Annotated in this window: 11 protein-coding genes; 2 read left to right on the top strand and 9 right to left on the bottom strand. The window is 62.9% G+C overall.

All coding sequences use genetic code 11. From position 1 onward, the window contains the following. Window positions 1-163 precede the first annotated feature (163 nt). Both P2081_RS01640 and P2081_RS01635 read left to right on the top strand, forming a co-directional pair. Window positions 164-1,723, top strand: a complete 1,560-nt coding sequence (locus tag P2081_RS01640) for an acyl-CoA synthetase (protein ID WP_278921128.1) — start codon at window positions 164-166, stop codon at window positions 1,721-1,723. A 185-nt stretch (window positions 1,724-1,908) separates the two neighbouring features. Then, complete coding sequence (locus P2081_RS01635; RefSeq protein ID WP_278921127.1) at window positions 1,909-4,008, top strand: TonB-dependent siderophore receptor; 2,100 nt, start codon at window positions 1,909-1,911, stop codon at window positions 4,006-4,008. Window positions 4,009-4,212: 204 nt separating this feature from the next. Here the strand turns inward: P2081_RS01635 and P2081_RS01630 are convergent, their stop codons facing one another. The 9 genes from P2081_RS01630 to P2081_RS01590 are packed head-to-tail and all read right to left on the bottom strand — an operon-like array spanning window position 4,213 to window position 11,833. Beyond that, the gene (locus P2081_RS01630; protein ID WP_278921126.1) at window positions 4,213-5,064 is read right to left on the bottom strand and encodes an energy transducer TonB; all 852 of its coding nucleotides are present in this window, start codon (window positions 5,062-5,064) and stop codon (window positions 4,213-4,215) included. Next, window positions 5,061-5,444: an ExbD/TolR family protein gene (locus P2081_RS01625; protein WP_278921125.1), complete on the bottom strand. Its 384-nt coding sequence runs from the start codon at window positions 5,442-5,444 to the stop codon at window positions 5,061-5,063. Before P2081_RS01625 ends, P2081_RS01630 begins: the two co-directional genes overlap by 4 nt. 8 nt (window positions 5,445-5,452) lie before the next feature. After that, window positions 5,453-5,830 carry an ExbD/TolR family protein gene (locus P2081_RS01620; RefSeq protein ID WP_278921124.1) on the bottom strand — a complete coding sequence of 126 codons (378 nt, stop codon included), beginning with the start codon at window positions 5,828-5,830 and terminating at the stop codon, window positions 5,453-5,455. A 4-nt stretch (window positions 5,831-5,834) separates the two neighbouring features. Next, window positions 5,835-6,839 carry a MotA/TolQ/ExbB proton channel family protein gene (locus P2081_RS01615; RefSeq protein WP_278921123.1) on the bottom strand — a complete coding sequence of 335 codons (1,005 nt, stop codon included), beginning with the start codon at window positions 6,837-6,839 and terminating at the stop codon, window positions 5,835-5,837. Next, window positions 6,836-7,936: a siderophore-interacting protein gene (locus P2081_RS01610; RefSeq protein ID WP_278921122.1), complete on the bottom strand. Its 1,101-nt coding sequence runs from the start codon at window positions 7,934-7,936 to the stop codon at window positions 6,836-6,838. The genes P2081_RS01615 and P2081_RS01610 overlap by 4 nt, the downstream gene beginning before the upstream one ends. Before the next feature lie 9 nt (window positions 7,937-7,945). Then, window positions 7,946-8,776, bottom strand: coding sequence for an ABC transporter ATP-binding protein (locus P2081_RS01605; RefSeq protein ID WP_278921121.1), 831 nt, complete (start codon window positions 8,774-8,776; stop codon window positions 7,946-7,948). Next, entirely contained in the window at window positions 8,777-9,811 is a 1,035-nt protein-coding gene (locus P2081_RS01600; RefSeq protein WP_278921120.1) for a FecCD family ABC transporter permease, read from the bottom strand. Beyond that, window positions 9,808-10,842, bottom strand: coding sequence for a FecCD family ABC transporter permease (locus P2081_RS01595; protein ID WP_278921119.1), 1,035 nt, complete (start codon window positions 10,840-10,842; stop codon window positions 9,808-9,810). Before P2081_RS01595 ends, P2081_RS01600 begins: the two co-directional genes overlap by 4 nt. A gap of 1 nt (window position 10,843) precedes the next feature. Then, the gene (locus P2081_RS01590) at window positions 10,844-11,833 is read right to left on the bottom strand and encodes an ABC transporter substrate-binding protein (protein WP_313790313.1); all 990 of its coding nucleotides are present in this window, start codon (window positions 11,831-11,833) and stop codon (window positions 10,844-10,846) included. Window positions 11,834-12,066 lie beyond the last annotated feature (233 nt).

Below are 12,066 nucleotides of genomic sequence, written 5' to 3'. Positions count from 1 at the left end.
TCGTTCGCAGGGGCAAGCATGCGCCAGTTGCGCGGGCTTGTGCAAAGGACGTGCCGTCACTTTGGCTGTGGCGCATTTTTTGGGCCCCGCAAAGGCGTTGACGGGCCAGAGACCTCCGCCCAATCTGTCGCGAATATTGCATCACTAACCGAAAGTTCGCATCATGCAGATCTCTTCCATCCTCCGGCGCGCCGCGCAGATCAATCCAAACGGGATTGCCACGATATGTGGCGCGCGTCAGCAAAGCTGGAGCGAGATGTTGGAGCGGGTGCAGCGTCTGGCCGGGGCCTTGCAAGCCCAGGGGATGCAGCCGGGGGACCGGGTGGCGCTGATTTCGCTGAACTCTGACAGATTTATCGAGTATTATTTCGCTGTGGTCTGGGGCGGCGGCGCCATGATGCCGATGAACATCCGCTGGAGCGCCGCTGAATGTGCCTATGCGCTAAAGGATGCTGGGGCTGAAATTCTGATCTGTGACGAGGCCTTCAAGACACTGGCCGAAGAGATAAAGCCGCAGGTGCCTGGCTTGAAAACCCTGATCTATTGCGGCGATGCGGCAACGCCTGCGGGCATGGCAAACTATGAAGATCTGATCGCGGCAGCCGATCCTGTTGCCGATGCCGGGCGCGGTGGCGATGATCTGGCAGGGGTGTTTTATACCGGTGGCACAACCGGCTTTCCCAAGGGGGTAATGCTGTCGCATACCAATTTCTATGTGGGCGGCGTGTCCAACGCCCATGACATCAACATGACCGATGGCACCATCTATCTGCATGCGGCCCCAATGTTCCATATCGCCGATCTGATCTGGTTCTCTGCGCTGACCTTTATGGGCGGCACGCATGTGGTGATCCCCGCCTTCACCCCAGATGCCACCCTGGAGGCGATCGAAAAACACCGCCCCGACCAGACCCTGCTGGTGCCGGTCATGTTGCAGATGATCCTGCAAAGCGACAAGCTGGCGCAGACCGATATTTCCTCACTGCGTCAGATCGCCTATGGGGCATCCCCCATCACCGAGGGGGTGCTGAAAGAGGCCTTTGAAAAATTCCCGAATGTGGCCTTCCTGCAGGCTTTTGGCCAGACAGAGCTGAGCCCGGTGGCGACGATCCTGCCCACGGATTACCACGTCTTTGACGGGCCAAAGGCTGGCAAGCTGCGATCCGCTGGGCGGGCGACACGGGTCTGTGAAATCCGCATCGTTGATGACGCGCATCAGCCTCTGCCCAGTGGCGAGGTCGGGCAGATCGCGGTCAAGGGGCCGGTTACCATGCTCGGCTATTGGAACCAGCCAGAGGTGACGGCAAAGACCATCGTGGATGGCTGGGTGATGACGGGCGATGCCGGCTACATGGATGCAGACGGCTTTGTCTTCTTGATGGACCGGGTGAAGGACATGATCGTATCGGGCGGTGAAAATGTCTATTCCGCCGAGGTGGAAAACGCCCTGAGCCAGCACCCGGATGTGGCCACCAGCGCGGTCATCGGCATCCCCAGCGACCAATGGGGTGAAAGCGTGCATGCCATCGTCATCCTGCACCCCGGCGCAGGTGTCACCGCCGAGGAACTGCAGGCCCATTGTCATGGGCTGATTGCCGGCTACAAATGTCCGCGCAGCGTTGAATTTCGGCAAGAACCTTTCCCGCTGTCGGGGGCGAACAAGGTGCTCAAGACCGACCTGCGCAAACCCTACTGGCAGGATCAGGATCGCCAGATTTCCTGATCGGCCCCCTGCGCCCCCGAGGGCAGAACAGGCCGTCGCCGGGGGCGCGGTATAGGTGCGAAACGGCAACATAGCAACGCCTTGCGCGCGCCTGCCTTGACCCGGTCGGCGTCTGAAGGTAGCGCGCAGATACCCAGCGAAATGTCAGGCAAAACCGAAACCGCAAGAAGAGGCGGAAACCTGACATGTTTTTGCACCGAACCACTGTATCACTCTGGGCTTTGATGGCGGCGACGCCGGCCATTTCCCAGGTTGTTGCCCTCGAAGAAATCCTTGTTTCCGGCGGTAGCGCCGATGCCTATTTTGGCGAGAGTGTCGCGCTGGACACTGGCACCACCTCCAAGACAGGTGATGCGATTGTCGAAACGCCGCGCTCTGTTGCGGTCATCACCGCCCAGCAGATCGCTGAACGTGGTGCGCAAAACGTCGAACAGGCGCTGCAGTATTCGGCCGGCGTTCTGGGTGGGCAGTGGGGCCAGGATGCCCGCGCCAATTGGTCCCTGCTGCGCGGCTTTAGGCCCAGCACGCTGCATGACGGGCTGCCGTCGCGCTATGGCAATTACAATGACACCAGCCCCGAACCATTCTTGCTGAACAGTGTTGAAGTGCTGAAAGGTCCGGCCTCGGGGCTTTATGGCAGCGGCTCGGTGGGTGGGGTGGTCAATACCACCTCTAAAACCGCCGCACAGGATAGCGACAACATGATCCAGCTGCAGGCCGGATCGAACAGCCGCGCCCAGCTGGGGGTTGATGTCAGCGGTGATCTGAACGCCGACGGCACGCTGCGCTATCGCTTTGTCGGTTTGCTGCGCGACGCGGATGGTCCGGTGGATTTTTCAACCGATGATGCCCTGGCGCTTGCGCCCTCCATCACCTGGCGTCCCACTGATGATACCGAACTGACCGTGCTGGCCAACTACCAGAAAAACGATGGCAGCCCGCTGATCCAGTTTGCCTCTCTCTACGGCTCGCTGTTGCCTGCCACCGGCTTTGGCAATGGCACCTTCCTGGACAGCGACACCTTTGTTGGCGAACCGGGTTTTGATCTGTACAATTCTGAGCAGCGTTCTTTGACCGCGATGTTCAAGCACCGTTTCAACGCAACATGGAGCATGAACGCCAGCGCGCGCTACCTGGAAGGTGAAGCGCTGTATCAGCACGCCTGGTGGGCCTATGATAACACTGGAACTGGCCGCTACAATCCCGATGGCACCATCAACCGCACCTTTTACCGGGCCGAGAATGAGCTGAAAACCTGGGGGCTGGACAGCTATGCCACCGCTGAATACGCGCTGGGCGGGGTCGAGATGCGCACCATCATCGGCGCCAGCTATACCCAAGGCTATTATGATAGCGATACGGCGTACGGCGCGCAGGTTGGGCCGATTGATCCCTTCAACCCGTCCTACACTGGCTACAACCCGATCACCGTGACCGACACGGCAGGCAATACCATCACCGAATGGGGCCTTTATGTGCAGCAGCGTGCGGTGTTCCAGGACCGTCTGTTTGTGGATCTGGGGCTGCGGTATGGCGATATCGAAACCGGAACCAGCAATGGCAGTTTTGGGGCGACAACTGTGGCCGCCACAGACAGCGCCTGGACCGGAAACGCGGCGGTTCTGTACCGCTTTGACAATGGTCTGGCGCCCTATCTCAGCTATGCGGAAAGCTTCCGCCAGGATGCTATCGGCGCGGATGTCAACGGCAAACCCTTTGAACCAACCCGTGGCGAACAGGTCGAACTGGGCCTTAAATATCAACCTGTTGGCACCGATACCCTGCTGACGGCTGCGGTTTTTGATCTGACCAAATCCAACATGACAGTTGCGGATGCCGCCAATCCTAACTTCCAGGTGCAGACCGGAGAGGCCAAGGCAACGGGCTTTGAATTTGAAGCCTTCCACCGCTTTGGCGATCTGTCCGTGAACCTGGCCTATACCTATCTCGATACCGAAGACGCCGATGGTGATCATATCGCGCAGGTGCCTCAGAACGCTGCCTCGCTCTGGCTGAGCTATGCACCCGTTGATGGGGCCTTGGCAGGTTGGAGCCTGGGCGCAGGTGCGCGCTATAATGGGGCTGCCTGGGGGGGATCCAACACCTATCTGACCCCGTCCTATACGCTGTATGATGCCGCCGTTTCTTATGGGCGGGACAACTGGCTGGTGGCGCTGAATGTCCGTAACCTCACGGATGAGCGCTATGTCTCCACCTGCCAGTCGGGGGCCTGCTATTTTGGCGAAGGGCGCAATCTGGCCCTGACCCTGACCTCCAAGTTCTGATCGAACAAGCAGATGTCCTGCGGAGGCGGATATCGAAGCCTGCCTCCGCAACCCCGCAAACCTTATAACGACTTACCCCTGTGCCCATGATTGATGGGCGCAGGGCTTTTTGTTGCCTGGGAAGGTATCTGTTTAGAGTAGCGCGCCCAGATCTGCGCAGCGCCGAAGCATAGGATCCGTCTCTCACAATCCCCAAGCGGGGGGCTATTTGCTAAAGCTTATTGGTAGGGAAAACTTGGCGTGACCACCGCCCAGTTGCTTTGGCATCTTGGGAAACTTGCCCGCCCGGCTGACCGCTTTCAGCGCCGCCCGGTCAAACGCGGCAGAGCCTGAGGATTTGACGACGCGCACATTGACCAGCGCGCCGCTGGCCGCAACGGTGATCTGAACAACTACCCGGCCATCGCCACGCCCATCCGAGGGGTAGCGCTTGCGCCGTTCAATACGAGAGCGGATCTTGGCCCCCCAAACGGCCCTCAGCTTTGCCTGCCGCCCGGCGGATAGTGTTGCTGTTTCACTGCTACCAGAAACCCCGGACTGCGCCCCGCCACCAGCCCCGGCTGCGCGCTGGGCAGCGCGATATTCCACCGTCTGATCCGAAATCGCGGCCTCGGTCTGTTTGGGCGGCGGCGTGGGCGCTGGTTTTGGCCTGGGCTTCGGCCTTTGTTCAGGTTCAGGCGGGGGGGCCAGTTCCGGCTCGGGTGGCGGCGGGGGTGTTGACAGATCAACCTGTATCACGGTGGCGCTGCCAGGTTGGGGCAGGGCCATCTGCACCGCTACCTGCGGCGCCTCTGCCAGTTGAAATTCGGGCATTTCCGGCGCCTCTGGTGGCGTATCGGGGGTGACGAGATCCGCACTGGTCGCCGGAGGCCGTGGCGGGCGTTCCCAGGCTTCCACCATCTCGGTAACCGTGGCATTTGCAGCAGTGAGAGAGACCATGGCCTCGCCACCAGCACCGCTGGACTGGACGCCCGACTGCGGTGCCGTGGCAAAGAGGCTGACATGGATCAGGGCGGCAAGCCCGGCAAAGACGGTGACTTCGGCGCTGCGTTTCATTGGGGCGTTACCACCAGTTCAGCCCGGCCAAGCCCGGCGGCGGCCAGTTGGCGCAGAATGCCGGCCAGCGCCTTGGCCTCTAGTTTGGCATCGGCGCGCAGCAACACAACCGGGGCCTTGCCGCCAATCTGCGACAGGCGCGCCAGCGCGGCCTCTCCTTCGCTGCCGTCAAAATGCATGCGCCCCGCAGCGTCGATATACAGCACCGGATCAGCCTCCGCTTCGGCCTCCAGCGCAGCACTGGGGGGCACGATCTCAAACGGGTCGGGCTGCGCCAGGCGCGATGTCATCAGAAAAAAGATCAGCAGCAGAAACACCACATTGATCATCGGTACGATGGATTCTGCGCGTGGCCGACGGGGGGGCGATGAAAAATCCATCTGCGTCCTTACTCTACCAAGACGACATTGCTGTAGCCGGCGGCGCGCAGCAGGGTCGTGATATCAATGATGCGCTGCACATCGGCAGCATCGCGACCGCGCAGGATCACCAGATCTTCGGGTTTGGCCATCAAGGGCGCCAGGGCTTCGCCCAGATGGGTTTCCGCAATGGGCACACCGTTGAGATCCAGGTTGTTGGCGCCGATACCCACCAGCCGCGGCGGACCACTATAGGTACCGCCTCTGCCAGCCAAAGGCAGCTCCAGTACGGCTTCTGTGCCAAAGCGCGAGGCCAGCATGAAGAAGACCAGCAGCAAAAAGACCACGTCGATCATCGGTGTCAGGCTTGGCTTGCGTCGGCGCCTTGGGGGATCGCTGAACTGCATCTGCTCACTCTGCCGCGATCTTCAGCTCTGGCGGGTTTTGGGCGATGAACAGGCGGGTGGCGCTGTCTTCAATGTCCTGGCGGATGCGGGTCAGTACAGCCTCAAACCAGGTCAGAGCAGCCGAGGCGGGGATCGCCACCGCCATGCCGGCAGCCGTGGTCAAAAGCGCCTCCCAGATCCCGCCGGCCAGCAGCGCCGGATCGGCCTTGGACCCGGCCTGCTGCAGGGCCTGAAAGGCGGCGATCATGCCCAGAACCGTGCCCAGCAGACCAAGCAGCGGCGCGATGGTGGCAATCAGTTCCAGCGCGCCAAGCCCGGTGGCCGCCTGGGCCAGATGCTTTTTGGCCACCCGCGCGACCTCTTCCCGGGCGCGTGCTTCGGGGCGTTGCTGCAGGGCGACCAATCCGGCGCTGACCACTTTGGAACGAATGCCCATGCGGCCCTTGACGATGGCCAGTGCCGCGTCGGGCTGGCCTGCCTCATAGGCGGCAAGGGCCTGTCTTGCCTTGCCCCTGGACCAGGCCCCAATGAGCGCCAAGCGCCAGATCTTCCACAGGATCAGGGCAAGGGTAATCACCGAGAGCGCCGCAATCGCCCAGATGGAGGGGCCGCCATCACGCAGGAATTTCAGCGCTTTGTCAGAGCTTGCCTTGGCCAGTTGCACAAATGCCTGATCCTGGCCCAAGGGGGAGGTGTCGGGGGCGTTTGCAGCTGTCGCACCCGGCAGGGGGGCGCCCTGCGGGACAGGTGGTGCGGTGGTCGGGCTGGCGGGCGGTGCTTCTGAGACGGCCGTGGCACCTGGTGGCACGGCGACCGATGCGACCGGGGCGTCAGCCGCAGCTGTTGGGGCCTGTGGGGCCAGGCCCGCGCCGGTGCTGTCGACACTGGGCGCTGTCATGACGGGGGTCGGACTGGTGGCAGCGGGGGCAGGCTGCTGGGAGTCTTGCGCAGTGGCCAGGGTGCCCAGTGCAACTAGGCAGATGCAGGGCAGGGGAATATAGCGGGTCATGGCTGGCTCCAGTAGGCGGCGATATAGGTGGTTCCGGGGGCTGGGTCGCTCGCCTTGATGGCGGTACGTACCGGGGTGACGGTGCTTTTTTCACCGGCAAACCAGAAGAAGTGGTCGGGCAGGGCGGTGCGGGCCGTCAGGGCGCGTTCGGCAATGTCCCCGGCTTCGGACCGGGTCAGCCAGGTCACCTCTACCCCTTTGGGGGCCGCGATCGGATAGCCGCAGGCCGCGCCCTGCTCGGCCACAAGGGTGATTTGCCCCTGGCTGTCTGCAGAAAGGTTTTCCAGAATGCGCGCCGCTGCAGGAAAAGCGGTTTCATCGGCAAACAGTACAATTTTGTTGCTCTGCACCAACCCGCCGCCGCCGGGGCCTGCGATGGCCAGTTGATCGCCAACCGCTGCAGCGCGCACCCAATTGGTGGCGCGCCCGCCCGCGTGCAAAAAGATGTCAAACGCCATCAGCCCGGCTGCCCGGTCGATCCAGCGGGTGGTATAGACCGGGCGATGCAGCGCCTTGTCCCCCTTTGGCCAGAGGGTCGCACCACTGGCGGAAACGCTTGGCCATTCTGGCGCGCTGCAACCTTCCGGTGGCAGGACCAGCCGGAAGTGTATCGCATCGTCCTGAAAGCTGCTGAGGTCATCGGCTTTCACCTGCACCCTCAGGAAGGCTGTGCCGATGGGGGTGATGGATTGCACGGTGGTGAAATGCAGGTTTGGCGGCAGTTGGGGCTGCGGCGGTTGCCCCGGCTGGCGGGGCGCCGACACCTCTGTCTGCGAGGGGCTGGCGCTCTGTGTCCAGAGAAGGCTTTCAGCGGCTTCTGGCAGCAGCTGTGCCAGCGTATCGCAGAACCCATCCTTCAGCATGAACAATCGATCCGGCAGGGCGGCAGTAATGGTTACGACAGTGCCACTGCCGCGCGCCGCCAAGCGGTACTGGCCAAAGGCGGTGACCTCGATGCTGACCGCGCTGTCGCTGTCCTCCAGGATCTTAAGTTCATGCGCCTGTGCCTGCTGCAGCATGACCGCACGCAGCTGGGAAAAACCAACATCACAGAGCTCGGCTCTGGCCTCTAGGGGGAAAGCTGTGGATATCGACATGCTGCGGTCCTATTCTGGAATGACATGGGGGGTGGCGTGCACCGGGTCGGAAATGATCTGGCATTTCAGGCCAAAGACCTCGGCCATGTTTTCGCGGGTTACCACCTGCTCTGGTCGGCCCTTGGCAAAGACCTCTCCGGAGCGCAGGGCGATCATGTGGCTGGCAAAGCGGGCCGCCAGATTGATGTCATGCAGCACCATCGCCACGGTCTGCCCGCTGTCCTGGTTCAGCGATTGCACCAGAGTCAGCAGTTCGATCTGATGTGGCAGATCCAGATAGGTCGTTGGCTCGTCCAGAAGCAGGATATCGGTCTCTTGTGCCAAGGCCATGGCAATCCAGGCGCGCTGGCGTTGGCCACCAGACAGGGCTTCCAGGCTGCGTTGGGCAAGGGGGGCCATGCCGGTGCGTTCAAGCGCCTGCTCTACGGCGCGGGCGTCCTGGCGCGACCACTGCTGCAGGGCGGATTGATGCGGGGTGCGGCCACGGCTGACCAGATCATGCACCGTCAGGCCTTCAGGGGCGGTGGGGGATTGTGGCAAGATCGCCAGCCGCTGCGCCACTCCCCGGCTGCGCTGGTGGTGAATACTCTTGCCATCCAGCAGAACCTGCCCGCCCGAGAGCCGCTGCAGCCGCGCCAGAGAGCGCAGCAGGGTGGATTTGCCACAGGCATTTGGCCCGACAATCACGGTGATTTCCCCATCGGGAATGTCGAGCGTCAGATCGCTGAGGATGGAGGCCTGTGCATAGGCGACCGACAGCGTCCGGGCGCGCAGGCGTGCATCCTGGGGCGCATCCTGGCGGGTCGGTTGGTCGGCGTACAGGCTGGCAGGCTGGGTCATTCAGAGTTTTCCTTTGCGAAGCTGGGTGACAAGCAGCCAGATCATCACCGGGCCGCCAATCAAGGCGGTGAAGACGCCGGCGGGCAGGTGAAGGGTCACGATCATGCGGGCAGCCGTATCTGCGGCCAGCACCAGCAGGGCGCCAATCGCAGCCGCGCCCAGCAGGGCAGGCTGGCCATTGCGTAGCAGGGCGCGGGCAATCGGGCCGGCGGCAAAGGCCACAAAGGGCAGCGGCCCGGCGCTGCAGACTGCCAGGGTCGCCAGGACAATGCCCAGGGCGGTGATAGTCAGTCGCAGTTGTGACAGCCGCAGCCCCAGCCCGCCGGCCAGATCCTCTGGCAGCCCCAGGCGCGCCAGCGGGAAATGCAGCCAGACAAGCATCGGTGACAGCAGCGCAAGCCCGGCCCAGACCAGGGTGACATCCTGCCAGTCGCGGGCGTTCAGGGTGCCGATCAGCCATTTGGTCATATCGGCGGCGGTGCGCGCATCCGTGCGGCTCAGCAACAGGTCGGACAGGGCGGCAAGGGCAAAGCCCACGCCCAGCCCGATCAGCACCAGCCGCTCAGCCTGCAGCCCGTTGCGCCAGGCCAGCCCGGTCACCAGTACTGCGGTGCAAAAGGCCCCCAGCAGCGCCCCCAGCAATATCGTGCCCCCGGTTGCTGCGCTGCCTGCGGCAATGATCGCCACCAGGGCACCACAGCTGGCACCAGCGTTGAAACCAATCACATCCGGCGAGGCCAGCGGGTTGCGCAACATGGTCTGGAACATGGCGCCGGACAGGCCAAAACAGGCTCCGGCGCCAAGCGCGGTCAGAATGCGGGGCAGGCGGTGATCCAGCAGGATCATCTGTTCGATATCGCTGCCAGCGCCGCCCAGGATTGCCCCCCATGTTCCCGGTGCCAGCGGATAGCTGCCAAGGCGCAGCGCCAGCAGCGCTCCGGCTGCGATCATCAGTGCCAGTGCAAGCGCAATCGCACTGCCCCGCGCAGACAGGCGGAGCGATACAAAGGGCAGGCGCAGGGTCCAGTGGGTCATCGCAGGCCCCTTTCGTTGCGGCGCAACAACCAGACAAAGGCGGGGCCGCCAATCAGGGCTACCATGACGCCAGCCTGCATATTGCCGCCAAAGAAAGGCAGGCGTCCGACAAGATCCGCAAGCATCACAAGACCAGCCCCCAGCAGGGCGGAAAACAGGGTGCACCAGCGCATATCCGCGCCAGCAAAGCGCCGCGCCATATGCGGCACCACAAGGCCGACAAAGGCAATCGGCCCGGCCATGGAAACCGTGGCGGCACAGAGACACAGGATAGCCGCCACCGTCAGGGTTCGGGTGCCGCCGGTGCGCAGCCCCAGCCCGCGGGCGGTGTCTTCGCCCAGGATCATCGCGTTCAGATGAAAGGCGCTGACCAGCGCCAACGCCGCGCCAAGGCCAAAGATGGGGAGCAGGGCAAAAATGCTCTGCATCTCGATACCGTCCAGCCCGCCCAGAACCCAGAACCGATAGACATCCAGACTGCGCTGGCTGACCAGCAGCAGGCTGCGCCCCAAGGCGAGGAACAGCGCGCCAAGTGCCGCCCCGGCCAGGATCAGGCGCAGGTTGGACCCGCGTTGCCCACCGCCAAGCAGAAAGACCAGAATGGTGCTCAGCAGCCCGCCCGCCATGGCTACCCAGACAAATGCGGCAGGGTCAGAGATGCCCAACAGAAAGATACACAGGATCACGCCCAGAGCCGCGCCGGCATTGATGCCCAGCAAGCCGGGATCGGCCAGCGGATTGCGGGTCAACCCCTGGATCAGCACCCCCGAGGTCGCCAGTGCCGCCCCAGCCAGCCAGGCCGCCAGCAGCCGTGGCAGCCGCATTTTCTGAATGACGATGTGATCCGCGTTCTCTGGCGAATAGGCCACAAAAGAGTCCCAGATTTCGCTCCAGCCAATAGGGCGCAGCCCCAGCCGCAACGACAGGCCAGACAGGAGCGCCAGGCCCACCAGCGCCAGCAGCAGCCAGAGATGCCGGTCCGGGATGCGCCTGCGCTGTGGCCGCGAGGTGGTGGTTGTGATCAGGGTCATGTTAGCGCGCCTTTGGCAAGAGATCAGCGGCGGCCATGCTGGGCACCGGCGTGGCAGGATCGCCGTCCATCGCCGCCTCGATCAGCGGCACCAGCCGATCAAGCGCATAGCCGAGGCTGAGCGGGCTTGAATGGGACAGCGCTGCCGAAAGCAGCAGGTCGGCGTAAATTTCGCGCCCTTCGGCATAGGCCTGCAGGGTCGGGCGCAGCGGCATGCGCTGCAACCGGCTGACAGAACCGCCTGCGTCCAGCCAGATCAGTGCATCCACATCAATCGGTGACAGGTCTTCTGCCGGGATCAGGGCGTAATAGCTGTTTAGCGCGGCGCTGGTGTTGATGACCTCTGGCACCTTGAAGCCGAGGGCTTCGATGAATTGCCCGCGAATGTCACGGGCGGTATAGGCCCCTGTTTGCCCGCCCCAGACCATGACGGCGCTAGCGCCCTGCCAGGTGGGATGGCTGGCGCGCAGCGTGTCAAAGCGGCTTTCCAGATCGGCAATGATCTGCTGCGCCAGCTGGTGTTTACCGGTGGCCCGCCCAAGAACACGCAGCATCTCTTGCCAGGGGGTGCCATAGGCGCCGTACTTGTCCTGCGCCGGGATGGTGGGGGCTATGCGTGACAGCAGTCGGTATTCGGCCTGCGTCATGCCGGACCATTGGCCGACGATCAGATCGGGGGCCATGGCGGCGATGGATTCGATGTCGATTTCGCCCTGCATGACGATGGGTTTTGCCGTGCCCAGGGCCGCTTGCGCCCAGGGCCAAACCCCATAGGGATAGGCGCCGAACCACTTGCGTAGCGCATAGGGTGGCTCTCCCAGCGCTAGCAGAAAGTCATGACCGATATAGCTCAGAGAGACGATGCGGCGCGGCTTGGCCGGGATCAGGCTGCTGCCATATTGGTGATCGATTGTAACCGGGAAAGCAGCTGTCTCTGCAGCGGCCCTGCCTGACAGCAAGAGCAGCAGGACCAGCGCTACCTGTGCCGTCACCAGCAGTGGCCCGGCCAGTCGGCCCGTATGGGACCGGAACCAGGGCCTGCACCATACGGATATTAGCTGTCCCCAAGAGGGAGAGACACGTAAAACCAGACTCTTCGCCACCATATTGCTCCACTGCACTGTCGCAGGCAGAGACCTGAACAGGGCTTAAAGATATGGCTGGGCAAAGAGAGGAGGGAGCTCTCTGAAACCTTGCTGGAATTCAATGTGAAGGACCCATATTT

The sequence above is a fragment of the Pseudophaeobacter profundi genome (assembly GCF_029697505.1).
Classification (GTDB): domain Bacteria; phylum Pseudomonadota; class Alphaproteobacteria; order Rhodobacterales; family Rhodobacteraceae; genus Pseudophaeobacter; species Pseudophaeobacter profundi.
This window is presented reverse-complemented; position numbering and strand designations above follow the sequence as displayed.

Bases quoted from the DNA above. Each gene is read 5' to 3' on its own strand.
- P2081_RS01640 (WP_278921128.1), top strand. From the start codon at position 164: ATGCAGATCTCTTCCATCCTCCGGCGCGCCGCGCAGATCAATCCAAAC.
- P2081_RS01635 (WP_278921127.1), top strand. From the start codon at position 1,909: ATGTTTTTGCACCGAACCACTGTATCACTCTGGGCTTTGATGGCGGCG.
- P2081_RS01630 (WP_278921126.1), bottom strand. From the start codon at position 5,064: ATGAAACGCAGCGCCGAAGTCACCGTCTTTGCCGGGCTTGCCGCCCTG.
- P2081_RS01625 (WP_278921125.1), bottom strand. From the start codon at position 5,444: ATGGATTTTTCATCGCCCCCCCGTCGGCCACGCGCAGAATCCATCGTA.
- P2081_RS01620 (WP_278921124.1), bottom strand. From the start codon at position 5,830: ATGCAGTTCAGCGATCCCCCAAGGCGCCGACGCAAGCCAAGCCTGACA.
- P2081_RS01615 (WP_278921123.1), bottom strand. From the start codon at position 6,839: ATGACCCGCTATATTCCCCTGCCCTGCATCTGCCTAGTTGCACTGGGC.
- P2081_RS01610 (WP_278921122.1), bottom strand. From the start codon at position 7,936: ATGTCGATATCCACAGCTTTCCCCCTAGAGGCCAGAGCCGAGCTCTGT.
- P2081_RS01605 (WP_278921121.1), bottom strand. From the start codon at position 8,776: ATGACCCAGCCTGCCAGCCTGTACGCCGACCAACCGACCCGCCAGGAT.
- P2081_RS01600 (WP_278921120.1), bottom strand. From the start codon at position 9,811: ATGACCCACTGGACCCTGCGCCTGCCCTTTGTATCGCTCCGCCTGTCT.
- P2081_RS01595 (WP_278921119.1), bottom strand. From the start codon at position 10,842: ATGACCCTGATCACAACCACCACCTCGCGGCCACAGCGCAGGCGCATC.